This window comes from Tardiphaga sp. P9-11, from assembly GCF_008329525.1.
Taxonomy (GTDB): domain Bacteria; phylum Pseudomonadota; class Alphaproteobacteria; order Rhizobiales; family Xanthobacteraceae; genus Tardiphaga.
Genome location: NZ_NPKQ01000001.1, coordinates 1337963 through 1364260 on the forward strand (window position 1 = coordinate 1337963; position 26298 = coordinate 1364260).

General features: G+C 61.8%; 25 protein-coding genes and 1 tRNA gene. 12 read left to right on the forward strand and 14 right to left on the reverse strand.

Going from position 1 to position 26298, the window contains the following annotated elements; translation table 11 throughout:
- The first annotated feature begins 115 nt into the window (after positions 1 to 115).
- The 5 genes from ltnD (at position 116) to CIW50_RS06175 (ending at position 7960) form a co-directional block, all read left to right on the forward strand.
- Positions 116 to 1033 (forward strand): L-threonate dehydrogenase, encoded by a 918-nt coding sequence (gene ltnD, locus CIW50_RS06155; RefSeq protein ID WP_149530311.1) that lies wholly within the window; start codon positions 116 to 118, stop codon positions 1031 to 1033.
- 17 nt (positions 1034 to 1050) lie between these two features.
- Entirely contained in the window at positions 1051 to 1833 is a 783-nt protein-coding gene (otnI, locus tag CIW50_RS06160) for a 2-oxo-tetronate isomerase (protein ID WP_149530312.1), read from the forward strand.
- A complete protein-coding gene (gene otnK / locus CIW50_RS06165; RefSeq protein WP_149530313.1) occupies positions 1830 to 3107 on the forward strand; it encodes a 3-oxo-tetronate kinase in 1278 nt (425 codons plus the stop codon). Before otnI ends, otnK begins: the two co-directional genes overlap by 4 nt.
- 457 nt (positions 3108 to 3564) lie before the next feature.
- Positions 3565 to 6762, forward strand: coding sequence for an efflux RND transporter permease subunit (locus CIW50_RS06170; RefSeq protein ID WP_149530314.1), 3198 nt, complete (start codon positions 3565 to 3567; stop codon positions 6760 to 6762).
- Entirely contained in the window at positions 6752 to 7960 is a 1209-nt protein-coding gene (locus CIW50_RS06175; RefSeq protein ID WP_149530315.1) for an efflux RND transporter periplasmic adaptor subunit, read from the forward strand. Before CIW50_RS06170 ends, CIW50_RS06175 begins: the two co-directional genes overlap by 11 nt.
- Before the next feature lie 64 nt (positions 7961 to 8024).
- On the opposite strand, the gene CIW50_RS06180 is transcribed toward CIW50_RS06175, so the two are convergent.
- Genes CIW50_RS06180 through CIW50_RS06190 form a run of 3 tightly spaced genes read right to left on the reverse strand, consistent with a single transcriptional unit; the run spans position 8025 to position 11155 of the window.
- Complete coding sequence (locus CIW50_RS06180) at positions 8025 to 8480, reverse strand: PaaI family thioesterase (protein WP_149530316.1); 456 nt, start codon at positions 8478 to 8480, stop codon at positions 8025 to 8027.
- Positions 8481 to 8486: 6 nt separating this feature from the next.
- Entirely contained in the window at positions 8487 to 10004 is a 1518-nt protein-coding gene (locus CIW50_RS06185; RefSeq protein ID WP_149530317.1) for an acetyl-CoA acetyltransferase, read from the reverse strand.
- A gap of 17 nt (positions 10005 to 10021) precedes the next feature.
- Positions 10022 to 11155 (reverse strand): nitronate monooxygenase, encoded by a 1134-nt coding sequence (locus CIW50_RS06190; protein WP_149530318.1) that lies wholly within the window; start codon positions 11153 to 11155, stop codon positions 10022 to 10024.
- Between the two features lie 211 nt (positions 11156 to 11366).
- Between CIW50_RS06190 and CIW50_RS06195 the strand changes: the two genes are divergently transcribed.
- Entirely contained in the window at positions 11367 to 13028 is a 1662-nt protein-coding gene (locus CIW50_RS06195) for a flavin-containing monooxygenase (protein WP_149530319.1), read from the forward strand.
- A 73-nt stretch (positions 13029 to 13101) separates the two neighbouring features.
- Here CIW50_RS06195 and CIW50_RS06200 read toward each other — a convergent pair whose 3' ends face one another.
- Positions 13102 to 13893 (reverse strand): SDR family NAD(P)-dependent oxidoreductase, encoded by a 792-nt coding sequence (locus CIW50_RS06200; protein ID WP_149530320.1) that lies wholly within the window; start codon positions 13891 to 13893, stop codon positions 13102 to 13104.
- A 219-nt stretch (positions 13894 to 14112) separates the two neighbouring features.
- Between CIW50_RS06200 and CIW50_RS06205 the strand changes: the two genes are divergently transcribed.
- The 3 genes from CIW50_RS06205 to CIW50_RS06215 are packed head-to-tail and all read left to right on the forward strand — an operon-like array spanning position 14113 to position 16340.
- On the forward strand, positions 14113 to 14907 hold the full coding sequence (locus CIW50_RS06205) for an enoyl-CoA hydratase/isomerase (protein ID WP_093759526.1): 795 nt from the start codon (positions 14113 to 14115) through the stop codon (positions 14905 to 14907).
- A 45-nt stretch (positions 14908 to 14952) separates the two neighbouring features.
- The gene (locus CIW50_RS06210; RefSeq protein ID WP_149530444.1) at positions 14953 to 15909 is read left to right on the forward strand and encodes a phosphotransferase family protein; all 957 of its coding nucleotides are present in this window, start codon (positions 14953 to 14955) and stop codon (positions 15907 to 15909) included.
- 56 nt (positions 15910 to 15965) lie between these two features.
- Positions 15966 to 16340, forward strand: a complete 375-nt coding sequence (locus CIW50_RS06215; protein WP_149530321.1) for a DUF6285 domain-containing protein — start codon at positions 15966 to 15968, stop codon at positions 16338 to 16340.
- A gap of 11 nt (positions 16341 to 16351) precedes the next feature.
- Here CIW50_RS06215 and CIW50_RS06220 read toward each other — a convergent pair whose 3' ends face one another.
- On the reverse strand, positions 16352 to 17131 hold the full coding sequence (locus tag CIW50_RS06220; RefSeq protein WP_116661614.1) for an enoyl-CoA hydratase-related protein: 780 nt from the start codon (positions 17129 to 17131) through the stop codon (positions 16352 to 16354).
- A gap of 143 nt (positions 17132 to 17274) precedes the next feature.
- Between CIW50_RS06220 and CIW50_RS06225 the strand changes: the two genes are divergently transcribed.
- Positions 17275 to 18549 carry an acyl-CoA dehydrogenase family protein gene (locus tag CIW50_RS06225; RefSeq protein WP_149530322.1) on the forward strand — a complete coding sequence of 425 codons (1275 nt, stop codon included), beginning with the start codon at positions 17275 to 17277 and terminating at the stop codon, positions 18547 to 18549.
- Positions 18550 to 18558: 9 nt separating this feature from the next.
- Here the strand turns inward: CIW50_RS06225 and CIW50_RS06230 are convergent, their stop codons facing one another.
- From CIW50_RS06230 to CIW50_RS06245, 4 genes are all read right to left on the reverse strand, one after another.
- Positions 18559 to 19209, reverse strand: coding sequence for an HAD family hydrolase (locus CIW50_RS06230; RefSeq protein WP_149530323.1), 651 nt, complete (start codon positions 19207 to 19209; stop codon positions 18559 to 18561).
- Complete coding sequence (locus tag CIW50_RS06235) at positions 19210 to 19584, reverse strand: TIGR02301 family protein (protein ID WP_149530324.1); 375 nt, start codon at positions 19582 to 19584, stop codon at positions 19210 to 19212.
- A gap of 80 nt (positions 19585 to 19664) precedes the next feature.
- Positions 19665 to 20114: an NUDIX hydrolase gene (locus CIW50_RS06240; RefSeq protein WP_246664154.1), complete on the reverse strand. Its 450-nt coding sequence runs from the start codon at positions 20112 to 20114 to the stop codon at positions 19665 to 19667.
- Positions 20092 to 20607: a hypothetical protein gene (locus CIW50_RS06245; RefSeq protein WP_149530325.1), complete on the reverse strand. Its 516-nt coding sequence runs from the start codon at positions 20605 to 20607 to the stop codon at positions 20092 to 20094. The genes CIW50_RS06240 and CIW50_RS06245 overlap by 23 nt, the downstream gene beginning before the upstream one ends.
- 61 nt (positions 20608 to 20668) lie before the next feature.
- Between CIW50_RS06245 and CIW50_RS06250 the strand changes: the two genes are divergently transcribed.
- Positions 20669 to 21424, forward strand: a complete 756-nt coding sequence (locus CIW50_RS06250) for an SOS response-associated peptidase (protein WP_149530326.1) — start codon at positions 20669 to 20671, stop codon at positions 21422 to 21424.
- Position 21425: 1 nt separating this feature from the next.
- On the opposite strand, the gene CIW50_RS06255 is transcribed toward CIW50_RS06250, so the two are convergent.
- From CIW50_RS06255 to CIW50_RS06265, 3 genes are read right to left on the reverse strand one after another with little or no spacing between them, the layout of a single operon-like run.
- On the reverse strand, positions 21426 to 21854 hold the full coding sequence (locus CIW50_RS06255) for a GNAT family acetyltransferase (protein ID WP_149530327.1): 429 nt from the start codon (positions 21852 to 21854) through the stop codon (positions 21426 to 21428).
- Complete coding sequence (locus tag CIW50_RS06260) at positions 21851 to 23308, reverse strand: FAD-binding oxidoreductase (RefSeq protein ID WP_149530328.1); 1458 nt, start codon at positions 23306 to 23308, stop codon at positions 21851 to 21853. Before CIW50_RS06260 ends, CIW50_RS06255 begins: the two co-directional genes overlap by 4 nt.
- 47 nt (positions 23309 to 23355) lie before the next feature.
- On the reverse strand, positions 23356 to 24351 hold the full coding sequence (locus CIW50_RS06265) for an L-threonylcarbamoyladenylate synthase (RefSeq protein ID WP_149530329.1): 996 nt from the start codon (positions 24349 to 24351) through the stop codon (positions 23356 to 23358).
- A 93-nt stretch (positions 24352 to 24444) separates the two neighbouring features.
- Between CIW50_RS06265 and CIW50_RS06270 the strand changes: the two genes are divergently transcribed.
- Positions 24445 to 24521 (forward strand) — tRNA-Pro (locus CIW50_RS06270).
- A gap of 312 nt (positions 24522 to 24833) precedes the next feature.
- On the opposite strand, the gene CIW50_RS29735 is transcribed toward CIW50_RS06270, so the two are convergent.
- Both CIW50_RS29735 and CIW50_RS06280 read right to left on the reverse strand, forming a co-directional pair.
- Positions 24834 to 25019: a tyrosine-type recombinase/integrase gene (locus CIW50_RS29735; protein ID WP_149530330.1), complete on the reverse strand. Its 186-nt coding sequence runs from the start codon at positions 25017 to 25019 to the stop codon at positions 24834 to 24836.
- A 531-nt stretch (positions 25020 to 25550) separates the two neighbouring features.
- Positions 25551 to 25820 carry a flavin reductase gene (locus CIW50_RS06280; protein WP_149530331.1) on the reverse strand — a complete coding sequence of 90 codons (270 nt, stop codon included), beginning with the start codon at positions 25818 to 25820 and terminating at the stop codon, positions 25551 to 25553.
- Positions 25821 to 26298: the final 478 nt, after the last annotated feature.

The following is a 26298-nucleotide window of genomic DNA, read 5'->3' on the forward strand; positions in this document are numbered from 1 at the left end:
TTTCTTGGCATTTCCTTGTCACGTATTTTCCCATGCTTTGGCATGATGGCCAAGCCGTGTTACCGAGACGCAAGGCCGCCCCAAGCTGGCTATCGAGGACCCTAGGGAATTGCCCATGTCACCTGCATCTGAAAAACTACGCGTCGCCGTTATTGGTCTGGGATCGATGGGCTATGGCATGGCCTTGTCGCTCAAGAAGGCCGGCTTCATGGTGACCGGTTGCGACGTCTCGGCGGATGCGGTGAAGCGCTTCGTGGCTGACGGAGGGCAGGGCGCGGACACCCCGGCTGGCGCGGCGCAGGGCGCGGATATCGTCGTCAGCGTCGTCGTCAATGCCGCGCAGACGGCGACCATCCTGTTCGGGACCGATGGCGTTGCCGAAACACTGCCGAAAGGCGCAGTGTTCGTCTCGTCCGCCACGATGGATCCCGATGTCGCGCGCCGTCTCGCTGGGGATCTTGAAGCTACCGGTCGGCACTATCTCGACGCGCCAATCTCCGGCGGTGCGCAGCGCGCGGCGCAAGGTGAGCTCACCATTCTCGCATCCGGCAGCGAGGCCGCCTTTGCCAAGGCGCGGCCGGCGCTCAATGCGATGGCTGCCAAGCTCTACGAGCTCGGCGACGCAGCCGGGCAGGGCGCGGCTTTCAAGATGATCAACCAGCTCCTCGCAGGCGTACACATCGCCGCCGCCTCGGAAGCCATCGCGTTTGCCGCCAAGCAGGGCCTCGACATCCGCAAGGTCTATGAGGTGATCACCGCCTCGGCCGGAAATTCCTGGATGTTCGAGAATCGCATGCCGCATGTGCTCGATGGCGATTACACGCCGCGCAGCGCGGTCGATATTTTCGTCAAGGATCTTGGTATCATCCAGGATATGGCGCGTACGGCGAAATTCCCGGTGCCGGTCTCTGCCGCGGCGCTGCAGATGTTCCTGATGACTTCGGCGTCAGGCATGGGCCGCGACGACGATGCGTCGGTGGCACGGATGTATGCGAAGGTCACCGGCACCAAACTGCCGGGCGACCCGAACTAAGAACAAGAGGAAGATCGATGCCCCGCTTCGCCGCCAATCTCAGCATGATGTTCAATGAACACGCGTTCCTCGATCGTTTCGATGCCGCGGCCAAGGCAGGCTTTAGAGCGGTGGAGTTCCTCTTCCCCTATGAGCATCCGCCGGAAGCGATCGCCGAACGGCTGGAACGCAATGGCTTGAAGCAGGTGCTGTTCAATCTGCCGCCGGGTGACTGGAATGCAGGCGAGAAGGGTTTCGCCGCACGTCCCGACAAGTTCGATGACCTCAGGCAAAGCATTCACACGGCGCTGCCTTATGCACTGGCCACCAATGTCCGTCGCCTGCACATGATGGCGGGTCTTGCCGATCGCCGCGATCCAAAGGCCGTGGCGGCCTTCCGTAAATCCATTGAATGGGCCGCCAACTTCCTCGGCGAGCATGGCATCGATGTGGTGATCGAGCCGATCAATCCGCGCGATGTGCCCGGCTACTTTCTCAACGACTTCATGTTTGCGCGCGACATCATCGCTGACATGAAAATTCCCAATGTCGGACTGCAGTTCGATATCTATCACTGCCAGATCATTCATGGTGACGTCACGATGCGGCTGCGTGAGATGCTGCCGTGGGTAGGGCATATCCAGATCGCCAGTGTGCCGTCGCGCAATGAGCCGTCTGGCGAGGAACTGAACTATCCGTTCCTGTTCGATGAGCTCGACCGGATCGGCTACGACAATTATGTCGGCTGCGAATATCGCCCCGCCGGCGCTACGGTCGCAGGACTTGGCTGGTTCAAGCCCTATGCCGGAGTGAAAACATGACGCTGGCGCTGGGCTGCATCGCCGACGACTACACGGGGGCATCCGATCTTGCCAATACGCTGACGCGTTGCGGTTTGCGGACGGTGCAGACCATCGGCATTCCTGCCGACGATCTGAAGCTGCCGGAGGTCGATGCCGTCGTTGTGTCGCTGAAGAGCCGCTCGATTGCGGCAAGCGCAGCAGTCGAAAAGTCGCGCGCCGCCGAGAAGTGGATGCGCAGCCGCGGCGCGGATCATGTGCTGTTCAAGATCTGTTCGACATTCGACTCCACCGACAAGGGCAATATCGGCCCGGTGATGGACGCGTTGCGGCTCGATTCCGGTGACAATATCGTGCTGGTGACGCCGGCATTCCCCGAGACCGGCAGGACGGTCTATCAGGGTAATCTGTTCGTTGGCGCCGTGCCGCTGAATGAGAGCCCGCTGAAGGATCACCCGCTCAATCCGATGCATGACTCCAACCTCGTCCGTGTGCTGGCGCGGCAGAGCGCGACAAATATCGGGCTGGTCGACCTCGGAGTTGTGGCCTGCGGTGCCGATGTGGTGCGTGCGCATCTCGATGGACTGTCGGAGAATGGTTTTGGCGCAGCGATCATCGACGCCGTGTTTGCCAGCGATCTCGAAACCATCGGTGCGGTTGCGCTCGGTCATCGCGTCTCAGTCGGCGCGTCCGGTATGGGGCTTGGTCTGGCGCGTGCACTGGTCGCGTCGGGGCGCGTCAAGGCGAATGCCGCGACCTCGATCAAGGATACGCCCGTGGGCGGCGCTGCAGCCTGTCTCGCGGGCAGTTGTTCGCAGGCGACGCTGCAGCAGATCGCGCGCGCCGAGCAGGTGATGCCCGTGCTGCATCTCGATTCCGAACAGGTGATTGCTGGTGGCGCGGAGGTCCAGCGCGCGCTCGGCTGGGCGACGGAGCGGTTGGGTAAGGGCCCGGTCCTGATCGCCAGCAGTTCGACGCCGGATCAGGTGACAGCGCTGCAAAAGCGTCACGGCCGCGACGCCACGGGGCATGCCATCGAGCAGGCGATGGCCGATCTCGCTGACGGTCTCGTCCGGGCCGGCGTGCAACGGCTCGTCGTGGCTGGCGGCGAGACATCCGGCGCCGTCGTAGACCGGCTGGGCATTCCGGGCTTCCTGGTCGGCGCGGAAATCGCTGCCGGTGTGCCGGTGTTGCGCGCGGTCGGTGCGGCGGAGCGCCAGATGCTGCTGGCGCTGAAGTCCGGCAATTTCGGCGGGCCGTCTTTCTTTGAAGATGCACTTGGTCTGATGACGTAATGGGTCTCGCCCAATCCAGGGGCGATGGGCTGCACGAATAGGCAGGGCGCTGCTCGTGCGACGCGCATTACAGATAGTTCATCTTGACCGGCCCGTGGCGCCTTCGGCATCGTGGGCCGCAACAAGTTCCTTTAAGTCTGAAACTGTTGTGCGGACGCCACGGCGACCCGGAAACAATTAACAATACCGCCGAAGTGAAGGGCCGTGAGGCTTCGCGTGTTAGCTATTTTGTCGCAGTTCGGCTAAATCTGCTGGCGTGGACAGGCGCGGAACCGCTTGTTCGCAGCCCTTCATGCAAAGAGGATCGCCCGTTCATTCATGAACCGAGCCGATAAGCTTATGCCGGCGCGGCTCCCTAATCGAATACGGGTGATGTCTCTAAACAGGTGAATTCGACCGTGTGCAGGCGGGCCTTCCGCCGTGCCCCTCTCGTTAATGTACTGAGGACTGCCCGTTCATGATTTCGTTGGTGCGCATCGCCCTGACCCGGCCTTATACCTTTGTGGTGCTGGCCCTGCTGTTGCTGATTGTCGGGCCGTTGGCTGCGCTTCGCACGCCAACCGATATTTTCCCTGATATCCGTATCCCCGTCATCGGCGTGGTCTGGCAATATACGGGCCTCCCGCCGGACCAAATGTCCGGCCGTATCACGACGCCGTTCCAACGCGCACTGACCACCACGGTCAATGACATCGAGCACATCACGGCGAATTCCTATGCCGGCTTCGGCATCATCAAGATCTTCTTCCAGCCCAACGTCGACATCCGTACCGCCAACGCGCAGGTCACCGCGATTTCGCAGACGCTGATCAAGCAGCTGCCGCCCGGTGCCACGCCGCCGCTGATCCTGAACTACTCGGCCTCGACGGTTCCGATTATCAACGTCGCATTGTCAGGCGACGGTCTCACCGAACAGAACCTCGCCGATATCGGCATCAATCAATTGCGTACGCCACTGGTCACTGTGCCCGGTGCCGCGATCCCATATCCGTTCGGTGGCAAGCAACGCCAGATACAGATCGACCTCAATCCCGGCGCGCTACAGGCGCGTGGTCTCTCGGGGCAGGACGTTGCCAATGCGCTGGCGGCGCAGAACCTGATTACGCCGGTCGGTACGCAGAAGATCGGCGAGTTCGAATACACGATCAACCTCAACAATTCGCCGCTGAAGATCGAAGAGCTCGGTCGGCTGCCGATCAAGAGCGTCAACGGCGCCATGGTCTATGTGGATGACGTTGCCACCGTGCGCGACGGCAATCCACCGCAGACCAATATCGTGCATGTAGACGGCAATCGCTCGGTGCTGATGCAGGTGCTGAAGGCTGGTTCGGTTTCCACGCTGGATATCATATCCGGCATCAAGCAGAAGGTGATCGACTATCGCGCCGCGCTGCCGGATGCGTTGAAGATCAGCTATATCGGCGACCAGTCCGGCTTCGTGCGCGGCGCCATCAAGGGTGTGGCCATCGAAGGCGTCATCGCCGCATTGCTGACGTCGGTGATGATCCTGCTGTTCCTCGGAAGCTGGCGCTCCACGGTCATCATCGCGGTATCGATCCCTCTTGCGGTGCTCGGCGCAATCATCATGCTGTCGATGATTGGCGAAACGCTGAATATCATGACGCTGGGCGGTCTGGCGCTCGCAGTCGGCATCCTCGTCGATGATGCCACGGTGACCATCGAGAACATCAATTACCATCTGGAGCAGGGCAAGGACGTCGAGACCTCGATCATGGACGGCGCTGCGCAGATCGTAACGCCGGCTTTCGTGTCGCTGCTGTGCATCTGTATCGTCTTTGTGCCGATGTTCTTCCTCGATGGCGTTGCGCGCTTCCTGTTCGTGCCGATGGCCGAAGCGGTGATGTTCGCGATGGTCTGGTCGTTCCTGCTGTCGCGCACGCTGGTGCCGACCATGGCCAAGTATCTGCTGCAGCCGCATGTCCATCATGAGGGCGAGAAACCGCCGACCCGCAACCCGCTGGTGCGCTTTCAGCGTGGCTTCGAGGCGGGTTTCGAGCGTATCCGTGGCGGCTATCATGGCCTGCTGGACATGGCGCTGGCGCGGCGGCCAATCTTTGTAATCGGCTTCCTCGGCGTGGTCGCGGTATCGTTTCTACTGGTGCCGTTTCTCGGCCGTAACTTCTTTCCGTCGGTCGATGGCGGCAGCATCCTGATGCATGTCCGCGCGCAGGTCGGTACCCGCATCGAGGAAACCGCGAACCAGTTCGCCGATATCACCAAGGCGGTGCGCAAGATAATCCCGCCGGATCAGATCGAGACCATGACCGACAATATCGGCATGCCCGTCTCCGGCATCAATCTCACCTATAACAACACCGGCGTGATCGGCCCGCAGGATGGCGACTTCCAGATTAAGCTCAAGGAAGACCACAGACCGACCGAGGAATATGTGCGGCAATTGCGCGAGCAACTGCCGCGGCAGTTCCCCGGTGTCAGCTTCGCTTTCCTGCCTGCCGACATCGTCAGCCAGATCCTGAACTTCGGCGCCCCGGCCCCGATCGATCTGCAGATCCGTGGCGCGAATCTAGCGGCGAACTTCGAATATGCTAACAAGCTGCTCGGCAAGATCCGCCGCATCCCCGGCATTGCCGACGCGCGGCTCCAGCAGTCGCCGAACAATCCCGGCTTCAACATCGATGTCGACCGCACCCGTGCGCAATATGTCGGCCTGACCGAGCGCGATGTCACCAACAGCCTCGTGGTCAACCTCGCCGGTTCGTCGCAAGTCGCGCCAACCTATTATCTCAGTCCTGATAACGGCGTGTCCTATTCCATCGTGATGCAGACGCCGCAATACAAACTGGATACGCTGGGTGCACTGGAGACGTTGCCGATCACGGCCGTGAATGCCAGCAACAATTCCCCGATGCTCGGTGGCATTGCCAGCATCAATCGCTCGACCTCGAATGCCGTGGTGTCGCAATATGACATCCAGTCGATGGTGCAGATCTATGCCACGACGCAGGGCCGCGACCTTGGCTCCGTCTCCAACGATATCTACAAAGTCTTGGAAGAGACCAAGGCGGACGTGCCGAAGGGCAGTAACGTGGCGCTGCTGGGGCAGGTGCAGACCATGAACAGTGCCTTTGCCGGCCTGCTGTTCGGTCTGCTCGGCGCCATCGTTCTGATCTATCTCTTGATCGTGGTGAACTTCCAGTCCTGGTCCGATCCGTTCGTGATCATCACCGCGCTGCCGGCGGCGCTGGCCGGCATCGTCTGGATGCTGTTCACGACGCAGACGACTTTGTCGGTACCGGCGTTGACCGGCGCCATCATGTGTATGGGCGTCGCCACGGCCAATTCGGTGCTGGTGATTTCCTTTGCCCGCGAGCGCTACGCCATCCTCGGCGATCCCATCAAGGCTGCGTCTGAAGCCGGTTTCGTCCGCTTCCGGCCGGTGTTGATGACGGCCCTGGCCATGATCATCGGCATGGCGCCGATGGCGCTGGGGCTCGGTGAGGGCGGTGAGCAGAATGCGCCACTTGGCCGCGCTGTCATCGGCGGCCTGATTTTTGCTACCATCGCCACGTTGATGTTCGTGCCGGTGGTTTTCAGCATGGTTCACAAGAAACAGCAGCCCGAAAATCAGCCTGCGGCTGACGTGGCTACCTCGGAGACTTTGCATGCCCACTGAGCAGACCCCCCCGGTATCACGCCGCAAGCTCGGCCTGGTCGGAGTGATTGGCCTGTGCGCCGCCGGCGCCATCGTCGTCACCGGCATCATGGCCCGCGCCAAGACCGAGACCGAGCTGAAGGCTTGGACAGACGACCAGGCGATCCCCAGCGTCGCAGTCGCGCCGCCCGATGCACGCGTGCTCAGAGCCACGCTCGATCTGCCGGGCCGGCTCGAGGCCTATTACCGTGCGCCGATTTTCGCCCGCGTTTCGGGCTATCTGAAGAGCTGGAGCGCCGATATCGGTGCACAGGTCAAATCCGGCCAGGTGATCGCCGAGATCGAAGCCCCGGACCTCGATCAGCAGTTGCTGCAGGCCCGTGCTGACCTTGTCAGCCAGCAGTCCAGCGCCAAACTGTCGGAAGCGACGCTGAACCGCCGCAAGACGCTCGTCGCGTCGAATTTCGTCTCGGCGCAGGAAATCGACGAACGCACCGCCGATCTGAACAACAAGCGCGCCGCGGTGAATTCCGGCCAGGCCAATGTCGAGCGGCTGGAAGCGCTGGCCGGTTACAAGAAGATCACCGCGCCGTTCGATGGCGTTGTGACCCAGCGCAACACCGACGTTGGTGCGCTGATCTCGGGCGGCACCGGCACCGGTGCCGCGATGTTCGTGGTATCTGATATCAAGAAGCTGCGCGTCTATGTCGACGTGCCGCAGAGCTATGTGCCGGCGATCAGGCTGGGCGCCAAAGCGATCATCAGCGTGCCAGATCATCCGAACAAGACGTTCCCGGCCACGGTGGAAGCCTCGTCGCAATCGGTCGATGTGGCATCGGGCACCACGCGCATGCAGCTCGTGCTCGACAATCCCAACGGCGAATTGCTGCCGGGCGGCTATGCCAATGTGAAGATGAGCCTCGCGCGCGATTCCGCGCCGCTGCATGTGCCGGCCTCGGCGCTGATCTTCAACAAGAGCGGCCTGCGCGTCGCGACGGTTGGACCGGACGACAAGATCCTGTTCAAGACCGTGACCATCGCCCGCGACCTCGGTCGCGACATCGAACTCGCGTCGGGCATCACCGCAGATGACCGTATCGTCATCGCGCCGCCGGATGGCCTCAACGACGGCGACAAGGTCCGTATCACCGGCGGCAGCGGCGCTCCGAAGGGCGGTAAGCCGACGGCGGAGACGGAGAAGAAGGAAGTGAAAGGCTAGGCGCTGATGCCTCGCTATGCCGGGCTCGTATGTCCGGCATAGCGACCCCTGCGTTTGCGACCGTCTAGTGCGTGATGCCTTCGCGGTCGAACAGCGCCATCAGGGTACAGCTCATTGTTGCGATCAGCTTCTCCTCGCTTCGCTCCACCGCAAAGGCCTGGCCCTCACAAACCGTTATGGTTCTGCCGGGCTTGAGAACATGAGCCCGAAACAGGAAATGCTCGCCGCGGGCCGGGGCCAGAAAATTGGTCTTGAATTCGACGGTCAGCACCGCGGCATCGTCGGGCATCAGCGAGAAGGCGGCATATCCGCAGGCAGTATCCAGCGCTGTTGTGATGATGCCGGCATGAATGAACCCATGCTGCTGTGTAAAGGCAGTGTTGTACGGCATTTTTAGTTCGACTTCGCCGGCAGCCTGGCGAGCGACCTCAATGCCCAGTGTTGCCATTGCCGTTTGACGTGCGAAGCTCGCCTGGACGCGAGCCTCGAAGTTTGCATCCTTTGGAATGAATTTGCTCATCTCGCTTTACAGCGCCTTTCGCCACTCCAGCACGCCATCGTCCGCCGTGCTGATCGCGCCGGAAGCCCCCACCGGCGTCCGGTCCTGATCCATCAGGAACGCCAGCGTAGCACCGTCCTGCACCGGCACCCGCGCCAGCGCGCGTTCATTGGCCGCTGTGCGCATGATCACCACGCCGTGCTCGATCTCGCCACCGCGGCCGTAGATCACCGTGAAGCTTTCGACAGTGCCGTTGCCCGAGGCCTCGATGACATATGTCGGAACGGGCTTGCGTCTGCGGTCGGCGTCTGCCTGCACATTGGTATCCTGTGCGAGCGTCTCCTTTGGGGCCTCCTTCGACACCACCAGTGCGTGGTGCTTGGTGACGAAGCCACCCTGCGCGTAAAGCAATCCCGTCCTGGTACCGGCGCGGATCTTGCGCACCATCGCGCAGGCGGCGTGCGCCATGTAGTCGTTCAGTGGCGCGCCAAAGAAGGTCAGGCCGCCCGTCACCGTCGGCTGCACATCGGCACCCAATCCCAATGTGCGGCGGGCCATCTTCGGCACGCAAGGGAAGCAGCTATAGAGTTCGATGGCGCCGAAATTCTTACCGGAGCCGCCGACCAGATCCATCGCGACTTTCAACACCGCATTCTGCGCATGGCTCTCCACATACTGGTCGCGGTCGAGATAGTCGCGCGGCTCTTCGGCCGAGGCGCCGCCCCAGATATGCACGATGCGATCCTCGGGCACGCCCGCAGCGCGTGCCTTCGCGAGGCTGGTGACGAGGATCGCCGCCGACTGGTTCACCATCGGATTAGCGACCATCAGCTTGGTATAGGGCCACGCGATCAGCCGGTTGTCCGGCGTCGGCGTGGTGATCTCGTCGGGCGTGTAGGCTTTCTTGATCCAGGCTTCGGGATTGCTCGCGGCAACACCCGCATAGCGTGACCACAGCTCGCCGGATTCGCGATGCGCCTCGCGGGGCGTCTGGCCCCAATGCGCGGCAGAGGCGGCCTCATAGAACGGATAGACCGTAACCGGCTTGGCGACGCCGAGCTTGGTGGCCATCGGCTTCTGATAGTTGGCGCCGCGCAGCGGCTCGGGTGCGTCCTTGGCGAAGGGCGTCCATGGCAGGTCAACTTTGGCGCGCTCGGCCTTGGTCGCGGTGCCCTGCGATTCCGCGCCTGTGATCGCTGCAACTTGAGACACGCCGCGCGCGATGCGCTTCGCGGCTTCATGGATATAGCGGATCGGGCTCTCGCCGCCGACCGGGCCGTAATAGGCATGTTTCGGATTGATCCCGAGCTTCTCGCTGAGTTGTTTTTCCGGTGCGGTGTAGCGCCAGCTCAGGAAGTTCACGACGTCCAGCGAGTCGATATCTCCAAGCAGCTTTCCGCCGGAATCCTGCTCCGCGCGCTTCAGCGCCTCGATCATCAGCGCGAGCGGCTCGAGACCTTCGGTGAGCTCCTTCGGATGATCGGAGAATTCGCCGACGCCGACGATGACGGGTATACGGTCTTCAGCTAGGTTCGACACTGCCATTGTTCTTGCTCTTGCCTCTATTCGGAAACCAGCATGGCGAGGTGCTCCGCCGCCTCGGCAAAGTCCTCCTTGAATTCCTGCACAACTGCGCCCGCCGACTTGACGCTGTCAATCAGCCCAACGCCCTGGCCCACGAAATAGCTGACCAGATCCCGCGCCTGCGCATTGCCGGCCGCGGCCGAACGGTCGATGGAGGCGAAAGCGTCGCGGCTGATCAGACTCTGCAGCGGCATCGGCAGTGCCCCGGGGCTGTCCTCGCCACGATCCCAGGCATCGGTCCAGACCGAGCGCAATTGGCGTGCGGGCTTGCCGGTGCGTCCCTTCGAACGGATCGCGTCGCGCGACGAGGCGGCAATCATCTTCTCGCGAAATATCTCGGAGGTTTCGGATTCCGTCGTCGCCAGCCACACCGAGCCAGTCCACACGCCGGCCGCGCCCATCGCCATGCAGCCGGCCATTTGTCGTCCGGTCATGATGCCGCCGGCGGCGAGCACAGGCACCTCGCGCATCGGCTTGATGGCTTTGATCACCTCCGGCACCAGCACCATGGTCGAGACCTCGCCGCAATGGCCGCCAGCCTCGGTGCCTTGCGCGACGAGAATATCCACGCCGGCGGCAACCTGTCGGATAGCATGTTCTTTGGCGCCGACGAGGGCGGCCACCGGCACGCCATGCGCCTTTCCCATCTCGATCATCGCCTTCGGTGGCACGCCCAGCGCATTGGCAATGAGCCGGATCGGATGATCGAATGAAATCTCCAGCAGCCGCAGCGCCGTCTCGCCATCGAACGGCTGAGGCTGATTGGCCGGCACGTCGGTGTGTTTGAGCTCGATGCCGTATTTCTTCAGCAGGCTCCGGGTGAAGTCGCGATGTTCGGGCGTGATGCGGCTCTCAAGTGATTTCCATGTCACGTCCTTTTCGCCTGCAGTGGAGATATTCTCCGGGATCAGCACGTCGATGCCATAGGGCTTGCCATCGACGTGTTCGTCGATCCATTTGAGTTCCTGTTCCAGCGTCTCCGGTGAGTGCACGGTCGCGCCGAGTACGCCGAACCCGCCAGCACGGCTGACGGCGGCGACCACGTCGCGGCAGTGGCTGAAGGCGAGCAGGGGAAACTCGATGCCCAGCATCTCGCAGATTGGCGACTTCATCGGCGTGTCTCCCTGAAACTCTTCTGACCCGCTTCATGTGGCGAGTTCGCGATCAACGCTAGCGTAAGGGGAAGGGCGATGCCAAGCGGGCGTGCGGCATTCCGCCTGGCAAAATACAATGGTGACGATGCCCGATTTCCTGCTTGCGCTTTCGCGTCATGCGGGAAATGCTGTCGGTAACAAGTAAAGCAAAAAATACGGGAGTGAACTTATGGCCGCTGCACAGCCGCAATCCGTCTCACATCAAAGTGCGCAGACAGATGTTGTCGTGGTTGGTGCCGGGTTTTCCGGGCTTTATCTACTGCATAAATTGCGTGGCATCGGCCTGTCCGTGAAAGTATTCGAACAGGGTGGGGATGTCGGTGGCACCTGGTATTGGAACCGCTATCCCGGCGCGCGCTGCGACGTCGAGAGCATGCAATACTCCTTTTCGTTCGATGAGAAGTTACAGCAGGAGTGGGACTGGAGCGAGCGCTATGCGCCGCAGCCCGAAATTCTGCGCTATGCCGGCCATGTGGCCGATCGCTATGATTTGCGGAAGGACATTCAGTTCAACACGACCGTCAAATCCGCAGTTTTCGATGAGCGCGCCAATCGATGGACGGTAACGACCTCCGATGGTCAGACCAGCATCGCGCAGCATGTTGTGCTCGCGACGGGTTGTCTGTCGAATGCCCGCACGCCCGAATTCAGGGGCATGAAGGATTTCAAGGGCAAGGTCTATCACACTGGCAACTGGCCGCATGAGGCAGTCGATTTCACCGCCCTGCGCGTCGGCGTCATCGGCACCGGATCGTCCGCAATCCAGTCGATCCCGCTGATCGCCGAACAAGCGAGCCAGCTTTATGTGTTCCAGCGCACCGCCAATTTCAGCGTGCCGGCGCGCAATGCGCCGCTCACCGATGAAGAGCGCAAGTCGTTCCGCGATAACTATCCGGAGATCCGCCGCCGCGCGCGAGAGGATTTCAAAAACGGCATCGTGCAGCCGATTCCGGACCGCGGCGCGCTCGACGATCCGGAGCATGAAAGGCGTGAGAAATATCACGCGCGCTGGACCTCGGGCGGTCTTACCTTCATGGGCGTTTACAACAATCTGGTGCTGGATCAGGGCGCCAACGATACGGCTGCCGATTTCATCCGCGAGAAGATTTCAGAGGTCGTCAGCGATCCGACGACGGCGAAACTTCTGCAGCCGAAGGATCATCCGGTCGGCTCCAAGCGCATCTGCGTCGACACTGACTACTACGCGACCTTCAACCGCCCGAATGTAAGGCTGGTCGATATCAAGGCTCATCCCATCGAACAGATCCTGCCGCATGCCGTGCGCACCGGCGGCAAGGATTATGAGGTTGACGCGCTGGTGCTCGCCACCGGCTTCGATGCGATGACCGGCTCGGTCGCCAAGATCGACATTCGCGGCCGTGGCGGCCAGACGCTGAATGACAAATGGGCGGAAGGCCCGCGAACCTATCTCGGCCTAATGAGCGCCGGTTTTCCGAACCTGTTCATCATCACCGGTCCCGGCTCGCCCTCGGTGCTGTCGAACATGATCGTGTCCATCGAGCAGCATGTCGACTGGATTAGCGATTGCCTCGCTTATATGCGCGACCGCGGCGCCGAGGTGATGGAGGCAACGCATCCTGCCGAGGACAAATGGGTCGCGCACGTCAATGAGGTGGCGGCCGGCACGCTCTACCCGCAGGCCAATTCCTGGTACATGGGGGCCAACATCCCCGGCAAGCCGCAGATTTTCATGCCCTATATTGGCGGCGTCGGCGTTTACCGGCAGATCTGCAACGAAGTCGCCGCGAAGGACTATGAGGGGTTCGCGATGACGGTGGGGACACGGGCGAGGGAGGCCGTGGCTTCCTAGCAGAGGGGCGACGTTCTTCCCTCTCCCGCCTAGCGAACCTGCGCTTCGCGTGGGGGAGAGGGAAAGGAGGAAATCAAAACGCCGTATACCCGCCGTCGATTACGAACGTATCTGCCGTATGATACGACGACGCCTTGCTCATCAGATAAACCGCGATGCCGCCGAAGTCCGATGGCTCGCCAAAACGTCTGACCGGAATACGTGGCATCACGTTGGCGACGAACTTTTCGTTGCCCATGATCCCGGCCGTCATATCGCTCTTGATCCAGCCGGGCAGGATCGCATTGGCTGTTACGCCCTGACGCGCCAGTTCGACCGCGAGCGCGCGCACCAGCGCATTGATCGCCGCCTTGGTTGCCGCATAGTGCTCGTTGCGCGCAGTGCCGAAGATCGAGGCCAGGCTTGAGGTCGCGACCAGACGGCCGAATTTGTCGCCGGCCTCGGCGCGTTCGGTCATGTGCCGCGCAGCAACCTGGAAGGCATGGAAGACGCCGTCCAGATTGGTGGCGAACATGGTGCGCCACTGTTCTTCGGTGCGGTCGATGAAATTGTGCCGGCCGCCGCCGCCGATGCCGGCATTGGCGAAGCAGCCATCGACGCGGCCGAATTTCTTGAGCGTCGCATCCATCGCCGCCTTCACCGAAGCGGTGTCGGTGACGTCGCAGACCAGCGTATCGACCTTGCCGGTGCAGTCCGCCATGGTGGCGGCGGCCGCCTTGTTCTTCTCGGCGTTGCGGCCCCAGATCGAGACATTGCAACCGGCGGCGGCCAGCGCCTGTGCGATACCGAGGCCGATACCGCCATTGCCGCCGGTGATGATGGCTACGCGGCCGCTGAGGTCGAAGATGTGTGTTGGCGTTGCCATGTCAGCGTTTCCGTTGTTTGGCGCACGTTATGCCGTGCGTCCGTTGGTGGGCTGGTGTTCCCCAGGAAGCATGGACAAGCGCGTCCGAAAAATCAAATATGCCGCCTGACATATAATCGCATGATCCCGAAAAGTGGGTACCGGTTTTCGGATCAGATCATGCCCAGACAGAGCTTCCACACCGCGGAATAAACACGCGGACCATCCCGTGAGGAAACCATGCAGTTCAAACACGTCACCCTCGATTTCGACGGTAATGTCGCTATCCTGAAGCTCGATCATCAGGAGGTGATGAACGCAGTATCGGTCGATATGCTCGGCGGCCTCGGCGAGGCGCTGGACGAGATCGACGATCGCAAGGCGGACGTGCGCTGCGTGGTTCTCACCGGCGCCGGCCGTGCCTTCTGCACCGGCGCCAATCTTCAGGGGCGGAACAATCAGCTCACCAAGGCGCGCAGCAACGCCGGCGCCACGCTGGAGACGGCCTTCCATCCGTTCCTGCGCCGGCTGCAGAACCTGCATTGCCCGATCGTCACCGCAGTGAATGGCCCTGCCGCCGGCGCCGGCATGAGCTTCGCGCTGATGGGCGATCTCATTTTGTGTGCACGCTCGTCCTATTTCCTGCAGGCGTTCCGCCGTATCGGCTTGGTGCCCGATTGCGGCTCGACCTGGATCCTGCCGCGCTTGATCGGCAAGGCGCGTTCGGTCGAATTGTCGTTGCTTGGTGAAAAGCTGCCGGCCGAGAAGGCGCTGGAATGGGGCCTCGTCAATCGCGTCTATGACGATGCGGCGCTGATGGATGAAACCATGAAGCTCGCCCATGAACTCGCCAACGGCCCGACCATCGCACTGTCGCTGATCCGCAAACTCTATTGGGAAAGCCCGGAGAATTCCTTCGAGGATCAGATCAATCTTGAGGTCAAATCGCAGCGCGCCGCCGGTGCTTCGCCGGACTTCAAGGAGGGCGTCGCAGCTTTCCTGGAAAAGCGCCCGGCCAAGTTCACGGGCCAGTAGGCCTTGAGCGAGCGCGCGGTCGAGGCGCTGCTCGCACGCAGCGTCATGATATGGTGCCCCGGCACGACCGGGGTTAGCGCGGCAGCGCGGCTATCCGGCGGCGCCAGTCAGGAGACGTGGTCGTTCGACATCACGCATCCCGATGGTGCCATCGGCGCCATCTTGCGCCGCGCGCCGCCCGGCTATGGCGCCGCTCCCGGCCGTGCCGCCGGGCTCGATGCCGAAGCGGTGCTGATGCAGCTTGCGCATGATGCCGGCGTGCCGTCGCCGAAGGTGCTGCACGTTCTCAAACCAGACGACGATCTGGGAACGGGTTTCATCATGCAGCGGGTCGCTGGCGAAACCATCCCGCGCAAGATTTTGCGCGACGATGAATTCGCGCAGGCGCGCCCAAAACTCGCCCGGCAATGCGGCGAGATCCTCGCTGGCATTCACGGGCTGTCCGCTGCAAGCCTGCCGCAACTGCGCCGCATGAATGCCGCAGCAGAAATCGTCGAATTGCAGCGTGAGATCGACGGTTTTGGCGGGCCGCGTCCGGTGTTCCAGCTGGCGCTACGTTGGTTGCGCGACAACGATCCCGGCGCATCAGAACGCGTCACTTTGGTGCACGGCGATTTCCGCCACGGCAATTTGATGATCGGGTCCGATGGCGTCCGCGCGGTGTTGGATTGGGAGCTGGCCCATCTCGGTGATCCCATGGAGGATCTCGGCTGGATCTGCGTTAATTCCTGGCGCTTCGGTGTCATCGACAAGCCGGTCGGCGGGTTTGGCGCCTATGAGGAGTTGTTCTCGGGTTACGAGGCGGCCAGCGGCATTGCGGTCGATGTGGCACGCGTCAAATTCTGGGAAGTGATCGGGACACTGCGCTGGGGCGTGATGTGCGTCGGGATGATGCAGCGATTTCGTCTGGGGCCGGATCATTCGATGGAGCGGGCGATGATCGGGCGACGATCGTCCGAAACCGAGATCGATTTATTGCGTTTGCTGGCACCGCGCGCATGATCCCGAAAAGTGGCGACCGGTTTTCGGATCAGATCATATGCAAAAAAGGTGATGATATGCAGGACGAACCGAGGCCCGATGAGCTGGTGAAGGCCGTTGCGGAGTTTCTTCGCAACGACATTGCACCTCAAATCTCGGGCCATGCAGCATTCAAGCTGCGGGTCGCGATAAATGCGCTTGACCTTGTGACCCGGCAGCTGACGCTCGCCGGCGACAGCGATGCCGCCGAGCTTCATGGATTGATGCTGCTGCTCGGTGTTCACGGCACGCTAGAGGGATTGAACCGGGATCTCGCCGACCGCATCGCGCAAGGTGATGTCGATCTCACGACACCCGGTGTGAAGGAGCATCTGTGGCAGACGACACTGGCGAAGCTCGCCGTCGATCAGCCGAACTACGGCTCCTACAAGCGCGAGCTGGAATCGAAGTAAGCGCCGAAGCGCTACTTCCCCTTCCAGTTCGGCTTGCGCTTCTCCGAGAATGCCTTCGGCCCCTCGATATAGTCTTCCGATGCCGCCATCGCCTTCACCGCCGGATATTCGCGCTGCTCGGTGATCGCCTGTTCCAGCGACACCGCCATGCCTTTCTGGATCGCCTGCTTGGAGGCGCGGATCGACATCGGCGAGTTCTGGCAGATGGTTTCGGCCCAACGTAGCGCGGCATTCAAGGCCTCGCCCTGCGGCACCACTTCATTGACGAAACCGAGTTCATAACCCTCCTGCGGCTTCACATGGCGCGCGGTGAGGATCATGCCCATGGCACGCTTCATGCCGATCTGGCGTGGCAGGCGCTGCAGGCCGCCGGCCAGCGCAGCGAGGCCGACGCGCGGCTCGGGCAAGGCGAATGTCGCATTCTCTGCAGCGATGATGAGATCGCAGGCCAGTGCGATTTCGAAGCCGCCGCCCATGGCAACGCCGTTGACAGCGGCGATGATCGGCTTGTCGCAGTCGAAGCGCGCGGTCAGACCAGCAAAGCCCGACGTGTTCCAGCCGCGCTTGCCACCGGCGGCCTGCCATTTCAGATCGTTGCCGGCGCAGAATGCTTTGTCACCGGCGCCGGTGACGATCGCCACCCACTGTTCGGGATCGCTAGCGAAGTCGTTGAACACCTCGTGCAGTTCGTTATGCGCGTCGGTGTGCAGCGCGTTGTACACTTCCGGGCGCGACAGCGTCACAATGGTGATCGGTCCCTTGCGGGTCACGGTTGAGAATTGCAGAGCCATCGCGGCCTCCCTTTTGTTTTTCGTTGTGCAGAATATCGGCGGAATATGTGCGGCGCGGCCGCGCTTGACTTGATCGGACGATGCTATCTTAATCGCTCGATTAACAAGAGCAACAAAGCTCACAGAATAATCGGGAGAGCGCCTTGGATTTTTCCCTGCCGGCCGATCTGGTCGCCTATCTCGCCGAGCTCGACAGTTTTATTGTGCGCGAGATCAAGCCGCTCGAAGAGCGAGATGACAATATCCGCTTCTTCGATCATCGCCGCGAATGGGCGCGCACCGATTTCGACAATGGCGGCCTGCCGCGGCATGAATGGGAAGCGCTGCTGCGCCAGGTAAAGAATATAGCCGACAAGGCCGGGCATCTACGTTTTGCGATTCCGAAGCGCTATGGCGGCAAGGACGGCAGCAATCTCTGGATGGCCGTGATCCGCGAGCATTTCGCCGCCAAGGGCCTCGGCCTGCACAACGATCTGCAGAACGAACACTCCATCGTCGGTAATCTGCCGCTGGTGACGATGCTCGATCGCTATGGCCGCGACGACCAGAAGGAAATGATCGAGGGCTCGATATCAGGAAAATATCGCATCACCTTCGGTCTGACAGAGCCCGAGCACGGTTCGGACGCCACGCATATGGAAACCACGGCGGTCGAGGCGACACGCGATGGCGTCAAGGGCTGGGTCATCAATGGCGAGAAGATGTGGACGACCGGCATGCATGTCGCCACGCATTGCGCGCTGTTCGCGCGCACATCGGGGGATGACGGCGACGCGCGCGGCATCACCTGTTTCCTGGTGCCGGCCAAGGCCGCTGGCGTAAAGATCGAAGAATATATGTGGACCTTCAATATGCCCACGGACCATCCGCGTGTGTCATTCACTGACGTGTTCGTGCCGGATGACGCGCTGTTCGGCGAGATCGGCCGCGGCCTGTCGCTGGCGCAGTGCTTCGTGCACGAGAACCGCATTCGCCAAGCGGCGAGTTCACTTGGCGCCGCGGTCTATTGCATCAATGAGAGCGTGAAGTATGCGCGTGAGCGCAAGCCGTTCGGCGAGGAACTGGCGCGCAACCAGGGCATCCAGTTTCCATTGGTCGAGCTGGCGACGCAGGCGGAGATGTTGCGGCTGCTGATCCGCAAGACCGCGTGGGAGATGGACCAGCTCACCCAGGCGCAGGTCGAGCACACGCTGTCTGACAAGGTGTCGATGTGTAACTACTGGGCCAACCGGCTGTGCTGCGAATCGGCCGACCGCGCGATGCAGGTGCATGGCGGCATGGGCTATTCACGGCACAAGCCGTTCGAGCACATCTATCGCCATCACCGCCGCTATCGCATCACGGAAGGCAGCGAAGAAATCCAGAAGCGCAAGGTCGCGGGATTCCTGTTCGGCTATATGGGCGTCAACAAGCACTGATGTGCTGCGTCAGTCGATGTAGCCTGGAATCTCCGCAGGCGAGGCCACCAGATGCTTCGCCCCGGCGCTCGTCAGTTCCTCGCGGCCGCCATAGCCATAGAGCACGCCGATCCCCGGAATTCCGTTATTCGCTGCGCCGATAATATCGTGCTTGCGGTCGCCGATCATGATCGCTCGGGCAGGATCGGTCGCGGTTTCGTCGAGCGCATAGCGCAGCAGGTCGCTCTTGTCGACGCGGGTACCGTCGAGTTCCGAGCCGAACACGCGCGTAAAGTATCTGCGCAGGCCGAAGTGGTCGATAATGCGGTCGGCAAATACATGTGGCTTGCTGGTGGCGACGAACAGCGTGCGTCCGGAAGCACTTAGCGTTTCCAGCGTTGCGGTGATGCCGTCATAGAGTGTGTTCTCGAACAGGCCTATGGTTCCGAAGCGTTCGCGATAAAGCTCCACGCCGCGATCGGCGTCCTTGTCGCTACCGAGCAGCGCCACGAAGCTGGCGCGCAGCGGCGGCCCGATGCACCAGGTCAGTTCGTCCTGCGTCGGCACGGGCAAGCCCAGCTTGTCGAGGGCATACTGGATCGAACCCGTAATGCCGATTTTGGGATCGGTCAGCGTCCCGTCGAGATCGAAAAAGACCGTGTCGGTCGCATGTGGCTTCATCTAGTTTGCATACCTTGCGGTGAGATCGCGCGAGATCCGCGAGCCTTCGTCGATATAGCGGCGGATTGCGATGGTGGCGGCAGGCGTGCAGGTCCGGTAAGTCTGCTGGAAGCCGTTATAGCCGCGGTTGAAGCCGGCAATCATGCGGGCGCGGCGCTCGCCTGACGGCGTTTCGGCATCGACCAGCGCCTGCATTTCGTTGCGCCACTTGTTGCCTTCGTTGTTGCCGCAGATGCCACGCAGGTAATGCAGCGCGCCGAGAATTTCTGACATCCGCTGCAGATCGTTGTCGAACGGCGCAGCCGCGTCCTGTGCCCGGGCAGAGCCAGCGCAGATCGTAATGACGGTCAGAATGATGAGCAGATGCTTCAACATGAATGGTCCCGGAACCCGGCTGATATGCCTTTTCAAGGCGTCTGAAGCAAGGCAACGCTGCTGGCGCGGCAAGGAGCCATCTATGGTCCGACCAGATCTTCCGCCATGGCGAGGATCGGACCAAGGCCATCGGTGGTTTTGAAGGCGCCGAGATCGTCCGGCGCGACCCACTGGAAATCGTCGAGTTCGTCGTTCAGTTCGGGCTCGCCGGCCACCCAGCGTGCGGCAAAGGACATGATCAGGTAGTGCCCGGCCACCTTGTCGTTTGGCAGCACTTCGCGGAAGCCGGACAGGCCGACAATGTCGATCGTCAGTCCGGTTTCCTCCATCACCTCGCGGGCGAGGGCGACGGCAAGGGATTCGCCGAATTCCACGCGCCCGCCGGGGAGTGAATAGAAGCCCTTGCCGGGCGAGCGGGCGCGGCGGACGAGCAGCACCTTGCCGTCCCGGAAGATGGCGGCGCTGGTGGCGAGTTGCGGATAAGCGGGAGGCGTGTCGGTCACGAGGTCATTGCGCCATGATGCTGTCAACGTCGGATTCCTGATCGCGGCCGTTGATGATGCCACCGGCCGTTCCGACCATCGGCTTGACCCAGCCGGCAGCCTGTTCGGCCAGCATGGCGCGCGTCCGGTCCTGCTGCACGGTGCGCATGGCTTCACCGACGGTAATCAGAATCTGCGTCATGTTCGCGACCAGCGCATCGAATTCGGCGCGGATATCGGGGCGTGCAGCCTGATAGGATGCGATTGCGAGATCTCGCGCCTTGAAGTTGGATTTGATGAAGTGCTCAGCATAGCTGAGCGGCTGCCATTCCAGAAATAGCTCATAGCAGTCCGGCATGTCCGGGATCAGCTCGAGCAACATGATGGCTTCGTTGAAGTGATTCAGATAGTCGGTCGCTAGGCCTGTGCGCGGATTGATATTCGCGGCCATCAGCTCGGCAGCAGACGCGACGGGGCCAGCACCGACGCCGGCCAGGTCGTGATGGTCATGCTGCGCCGATTGCAGGGCCGTCAGGGTCATATGTCGCACTGTTGGTGTTTTGGGTTAAAACCGCCTGAAGAGGCAGGATTGCGGATCGAGAATGTGTGGGCGGTTTGTCATTACGTCGGCGCCGGAAGCGTTACGGCAGGTATTCGGCTATATTGAGCAGCCGAATCTTCCAGCCAGATACAATGTTGCGCCGACGCAGCCGGTTCCTGTTGTCATCGTTGAAAACGGAGCCCGGCATTTTCGTCTGATGCGATGGGGCCTTTTGCCCTCTTGGGTCAAGGACCCGCGGAAGTTTACCCTTCTGATTAATGCTCGCGCCGAGACCGTGCAAGAAAAGCCGGCCTTCAAAAACGCGATTCGCCGGCGTCGATGCCTGATTCCGGCCGATGGCTACTACGAATGGCAAAATCGCGGTGAACGCAAACAGCCGTATTTTATCCACCCAAGTGCAGGCGGTCCGATGGGCTTTGCGGGTCTGGCCGAGACCTGGATGGGGCCGAACGGCGAAGAGGTCGATACGGTCGCGCTCATCACTGCAGAAGCCAGCACGGGCATGTCGGTTCTGCACCATCGCGTACCGGTGACGATCGCGCCGGATCATTTCGGCCAGTGGCTCGATTGCAGTTCGGATAGTGCGTCTGACGTGATGACGATGCTCGCCGCGCCGCCTGACGGCACCTTCGCCTGGCATCCTGTGGCGATGGCCGTCAACAAGGTGGCCGATGACGATGCGCAACTGATCCTGCCGATCTCGGCGGAAGAAGCTGCCGTGGAGCAGGTGAAGCCGATGCGAGCGCCGCGCAAGGTCGCGGTGAGCGAGAATGACGGGCAGGGCTCGTTGTTCTAGCTCACGGCGTCAGCGGTCGACCATCGAGCCACTTGGCATAGATCACACGCTTCTGTTCGCCATAGCCGAGCGACTCGTAGAACGCCTGCACCTTGGTGTTATCTGAGCGCACCATCAGCTGCATTTTCTCGATGCCGCGCTCGCGCAGCCAGTCTTCGGCTGCCGTCATGATGCCGCGGCCGAAATCCTGGCGTTGCCGATCCGGATCGACCGAGACGTAATAGACCCAGCCGCGATGGCCGTCATGGCCGACCAGCACTGACGCGACGATGGTCTTGCCTTTACGACCGACCAGCACATTGGCGTTGGTGCCGGTGCGCGCCAGCCTGATGTCGGCTTCCGGATCATTCCAGGGTCGCACCAGTCCGCAACGCAGCCAGAGCTGGATGACGGCCTGAATATCTGCGTCGACGAGCGGAGCAACTTTCAATGTTGCACCGGCAGTAGCACCTTGCCCGGATTGAGGATGTTCAGCGGGTCCAGCATCGTCTTCAGGCTACGCATCAGCTCGATGGCCACGGGGTCCTTCACCGAGGGCAGCTCAGCCGCCTTCATCTGGCCGATGCCGTGTTCGGCCGAGATCGAGCCGCCCATGCGCAGCACGACCTCGAAGACGACTTCGTTGACATCGTGCCAGCGCGCCAGAAATTTCTCGCGGCCGTCGGTGTCGCCGAGCGTGTTCTTGGGCTGCGTCACATTGTAGTGGATGTTGCCGTCGCCGAGATGGCCGAACGGCACCGGACGAGCGCCGGGAAGCAGCTTCACGACGGCCGCATTGGCCTCCGCGATGAAGGCGGGCACTGAGGCCACGGGCACCGAAATGTCGTGCTTGATCGATCCACCTTCCGGCTTCTGCGCCGGCGAGATTTCCTCGCGCAGTTTCCAGAACGCCTGACGATGGGCGATGTTCTCGGCGATCACGGCATCATCGACAATGCCGTCTTCCAGGCCGCGCTCCAGTATCGCTTCCAGCGTCGCGCGCGCGTCGTCGCGTCCCGACGACAATTCCATCAGCACATACCAGGCGTGCTTGCTGGCGAGCGGATCACGAATGCCGATGCCGTGGCGCACGCTGAAATCCACGGCGATATCGGCGATCAGTTCGAAGCTGGTGAGGTTGCCACCGGCCTCGGAGCGGGAGATGCTGAGCAGCTTCAGCGCATCGTCCGGGGATTTCAGGCCGACGAACGCGGTCTCGACTGCGCGGGGCTTCGGAAACAATTTCAGCGTCGCGGCGGTGATGATGCCGAGCGAGCCTTCGGCACCGATGAAGATATTGCGCAGGTCGTAGCCGGTATTGTCCTTCTTCAGCTTCGACAGGCCGTTGAGAATGCGGCCGTCGGCCAGCACCACTTCGAGACCGAGCGCCATCTCGCGCGCCACGCCGTAAGCCAGCGCGGTGGTGCCACCGGCATTGCTGGAGAGATTGCCGCCGATGGTGCAGCTGCCTTCCGAGCCCAGCGACAGCGGAAACAGCCGGCCGGCTTCCGCGGCGCGCTGCTGCGCGACCTGCAGCACAAGGCCGGCTTCGACCGTCATGGTGTTGGACGACGTGTCCAGATCGCGCACCTTGTCCATCCGGCGCATCGACAGCACCACCTCGCCGCCATAGGGCGTCTGGCCGCCGACCAGGCCGGTATTACCGCCTTGCGGCACTAGTGCGGTGCGTGTTTCGGTAGCGAGTTTGCAGATCGCGGCGACTTCGGCGGTCGAGCCTGGGCGCAGCACCAGCGGCGAGGTGCCGAAAAACAGGTTGCGATCCTCGGTGACGTATTGATGCACATCGGCCTGATCGGTGATGGCGTATTTGTCGCCGACGATGGCCCGGAAGCGCGCGATGGTTTCGGGAGAGAGCGTGGGCGGCTTCGGCTGGACGATATTCATAACTATTCCCTGGCGCGTTCTTCGAGTTTCTTGGTCTTGCGTTCGACTTACACGGCGGCGCGGCGCAACCGGTCATTGATGGCTTCGCCGAGTCCATGGTTCGGCACCGGCATCACCGCGATGCTGCTGGCGCCCGAAGCCATGGCAGCGGCGTCGAGCGCGCGAAGATAGCCGAAAAGATTGGTGGCGGCTTCCCCGAGATCGCCCTGTTCGGACAAATTCAGGACAGCGGCAGCGGCCTCCATACCCGGCAGCAGGGCCGGTCCGAAGGCCAGCAAGGCCTCGCCAGGTTTCACGTCCTCAGCCAGAAGCCGCACCCGCGTCCGCGGCGCATAATGCGAGGCCAGCATGCCCGGCGCCAGCGGCTGGTTCGTATCGCTTGCGGGCTCGTCCGGCGGGCTCGCCAGCGACCCGCCCAACACCCGTTCGATCGCCTCCCGCGGCAGCCCGCCCGGTCGCAGCAACATCGGCACTTTGAGGCAACCGACGATGGTGGATTCGACACCCACCTCAACCGGGCCACCATCGAGAATCATGTCGATGCGGCCACCTAGATCGCTCAGCACATGGGCTGCGGTGGTCGGTGAGACGTGTCCGGAGATATTGGCCGATGGGGCCACCACGGCGCCGCCAAAGGCCTGCAGCAGCGCATGGGCCACGGGATGGGCCGGCACGCGGATGGCGACCGTATCGAGCCCGGCGGTGGCCAGATCTGCAACCGGGCAATCCGCGGTTCTGGGCAGCACCAACGTCAGCGGCCCCGGCCAGAACGCCTCGGCAAGCGCCAGCGCGCGCGCATCGAATCGGGCAATGCGCCGCGCGGCGGCGAGATCGGCTACATGGGCGATCAGCGGATTGAACGACGGCCGGCCCTTCGCCTCATAGATCCCCGCCACGGCCCGCGGATTGGCCGCATCGGCCCCGAGCCCGTAGACCGTCTCGGTCGGAAACGCCAGCAGCCCGCCCGCGCGCAGGCAGTGCGCCGCCTCCGCGATATGGGCGGCGTCGGCGGGGCTCATCCGGGTGGTCAGGCCTACGGCCATGCAGGGCGGATCCTTGTCTTCAAAATTGGTCAGGCTTCTTTACCGGGGTTCTTGCAGGATGCGAAACCCAAGGCTATAAGCCGCGCTCTTAGTCGGAGTGTGGCTCAGCCCGGTAGAGCACTGCGTTCGGGACGCAGGGGTCGCAGGTTCGAATCCTGCCACTCCGACCACGATTTCAATAGCTTAGCATTTTCACGATCTTATGGCGCCACGAATTGCGCAATGAAATTGGCCCGTGGCTGTCGAAGATTATACGCGCTGGTTCAAGTAGAAGTCGCGACTCGAAGAATTGCGGGCTGTGAGGGCTGCTCTCGACGTTGTCGAAGGTGCTTCATCCGGTACGGCACAGCGGGCTTTGGCGCGAAAATGCTTCGCTGTGCGCATACAAGAAAATCTCGGAAGAAATTTAGCCCCGCCGCCCGCTAAAGGCCTCTGCGGCTTCTTTCTGAAAATCCGGGTGGTGATGGCCGTTAATTGGCTTCCTACTGCTCCACCGTCATCCCAAGCCAGCCGGCGGCTTCCCACAGATCGACTCCAGCCTGCATCAGCCATGTCGCTGCGGTATGCCGGAGAGAATGACGCACGACGTCGTCGCCGTGCCCGGCGTCTTCTAAAATTCCTTCCCAGGCCGACCTAATCTTACCGGCAAGAGGCTGACCGTCGTTCATGCGGTTGACAACAAACCGGATCTACTCGCCGTCGTTCATGATGCCTGCCGCGCGCAGCTCGGCCGATCGCTTGTGATCGATCCTGCACCAGCGAACCATGTGGGGACGCAAGCGCGCAGCGATCTTTGCCGGAGGGCGTCGCTTTTGGTTGACCGCTCAAGGGCGCCCTTGCCCTGGTAGACCATGGCGTCCAGTTCACCCACGGATGGGTCGTGGTCGGGAGCCATTGCGTGCGGCGGATCGTTTCTTCCCGTCGGGCGCTGCAAATACCGATCAAGCAAAAGCGGGCAGCCGGATAACGGCGGCGGATAAGCCACCGCTCACGGCGCAATAGCGTGCCATCTTCTTTGCGTTTCCAGGCACCCCGCTCATTGTCCCACACGTAGCCGATCACGGCACTGAGCAAACGTGCGGCTTCATTGCGTGTCAGCCAGCGGTGTCGGCCTTCCGCCTTGGGAGGCAGTGTAATCTTCGGAACGACGCTGAGTGTGTGCTCCGCGTGGTACGCGTTGATGGCAGCCCGAAAATCCTCTAGCCGGCGCCTGGCCGTTTGATCAGACACGTTGCACTGACGTCCCGCAGCAGGTTGACGCAGAACACGCCGTTCACCTTGATCGCCTGGACGGTCGCACTGGTCTCATTGATGCAGACGAGCAAGGTCGGCTGCGGCGTGTCAGCCGAGACGGACGACATTGCCGATACCGTCGCGCCCTCGCGGCCAGCTGTGCCATCCGTCGTCACGATACTGACAGTGCAGGCCGCATTGCCCATGCTGGCCAAGAACTGATCGCGCAGTGCCATGGTTATGTACCTTTGAAGAGTTGACCGCTCGGAGCGAGCGGTATCCTTCACGAGTACCTTTGAGCTGCTCGCAGCCGACCCGCGGATGGGTATTTCGCGCGCCAGATTTGCCTAACCCATGACTGCGATAAATTATCGATTTTGAGAGCGGTGCTTCTGATTTTCAAAAGTGCCAAATTGCGCGGTAGCCAAGGAGCACTTTTGCCGGTGAATTCTCGTTGTAAATTAAGAAGCCAATGGAAATATGCCGGGGTCGCTGGTTGTTCGCGCGCAAGTGCCGCCGATCATCTTTCCATCTGACCGATCGATGTAAACGGCAGAGCCGGTGGCTCGACGACCGCTTATGGCGCAAATGTATGGACCGGCTGCTGATCGCAAGTGAGATTATGCTTAGATAGCGGAAGTCGCTGATATGTATCCGGCCTGTTGATCGGCTCGCGGGCCGTGGCCTTGATGGGGATACGCACGCGCCTTTGGC

Bases quoted from the DNA above. Each gene is read 5' to 3' on its own strand.
- CIW50_RS06190 (WP_149530318.1), bottom strand. From the start codon at position 11,155: ATGAAGTCGCCAATCTGCGAGATGCTGGGCATCGAGTTTCCCCTGCTC.
- CIW50_RS06280 (WP_149530331.1), bottom strand. From the start codon at position 25,820: ATGGCACTGCGCGATCAGTTCTTGGCCAGCATGGGCAATGCGGCCTGC.
- otnK (WP_149530313.1), top strand. From the start codon at position 1,830: ATGACGCTGGCGCTGGGCTGCATCGCCGACGACTACACGGGGGCATCC.
- CIW50_RS06260 (WP_149530328.1), bottom strand. From the start codon at position 23,308: ATGAATATCGTCCAGCCGAAGCCGCCCACGCTCTCTCCCGAAACCATC.
- CIW50_RS06170 (WP_149530314.1), top strand. From the start codon at position 3,565: ATGATTTCGTTGGTGCGCATCGCCCTGACCCGGCCTTATACCTTTGTG.
- ltnD (WP_149530311.1), top strand. From the start codon at position 116: ATGTCACCTGCATCTGAAAAACTACGCGTCGCCGTTATTGGTCTGGGA.
- CIW50_RS06265 (WP_149530329.1), bottom strand. From the start codon at position 24,351: ATGGCCGTAGGCCTGACCACCCGGATGAGCCCCGCCGACGCCGCCCAT.
- CIW50_RS06205 (WP_093759526.1), top strand. From the start codon at position 14,113: ATGCAGTTCAAACACGTCACCCTCGATTTCGACGGTAATGTCGCTATC.
- CIW50_RS06215 (WP_149530321.1), top strand. From the start codon at position 15,966: ATGCAGGACGAACCGAGGCCCGATGAGCTGGTGAAGGCCGTTGCGGAG.
- CIW50_RS06250 (WP_149530326.1), top strand. From the start codon at position 20,669: ATGTGTGGGCGGTTTGTCATTACGTCGGCGCCGGAAGCGTTACGGCAG.
- CIW50_RS06210 (WP_149530444.1), top strand. From the start codon at position 14,953: ATGATATGGTGCCCCGGCACGACCGGGGTTAGCGCGGCAGCGCGGCTA.
- CIW50_RS06195 (WP_149530319.1), top strand. From the start codon at position 11,367: ATGGCCGCTGCACAGCCGCAATCCGTCTCACATCAAAGTGCGCAGACA.
- CIW50_RS06220 (WP_116661614.1), bottom strand. From the start codon at position 17,131: ATGGCTCTGCAATTCTCAACCGTGACCCGCAAGGGACCGATCACCATT.
- CIW50_RS29735 (WP_149530330.1), bottom strand. From the start codon at position 25,019: ATGAACGACGGTCAGCCTCTTGCCGGTAAGATTAGGTCGGCCTGGGAA.
- CIW50_RS06245 (WP_149530325.1), bottom strand. From the start codon at position 20,607: ATGACCCTGACGGCCCTGCAATCGGCGCAGCATGACCATCACGACCTG.
- CIW50_RS06180 (WP_149530316.1), bottom strand. From the start codon at position 8,480: ATGAGCAAATTCATTCCAAAGGATGCAAACTTCGAGGCTCGCGTCCAG.
- otnI (WP_149530312.1), top strand. From the start codon at position 1,051: ATGCCCCGCTTCGCCGCCAATCTCAGCATGATGTTCAATGAACACGCG.
- CIW50_RS06235 (WP_149530324.1), bottom strand. From the start codon at position 19,584: ATGTTGAAGCATCTGCTCATCATTCTGACCGTCATTACGATCTGCGCT.
- CIW50_RS06230 (WP_149530323.1), bottom strand. From the start codon at position 19,209: ATGAAGCCACATGCGACCGACACGGTCTTTTTCGATCTCGACGGGACG.
- CIW50_RS06175 (WP_149530315.1), top strand. From the start codon at position 6,752: ATGCCCACTGAGCAGACCCCCCCGGTATCACGCCGCAAGCTCGGCCTG.
- CIW50_RS06200 (WP_149530320.1), bottom strand. From the start codon at position 13,893: ATGGCAACGCCAACACACATCTTCGACCTCAGCGGCCGCGTAGCCATC.
- CIW50_RS06185 (WP_149530317.1), bottom strand. From the start codon at position 10,004: ATGGCAGTGTCGAACCTAGCTGAAGACCGTATACCCGTCATCGTCGGC.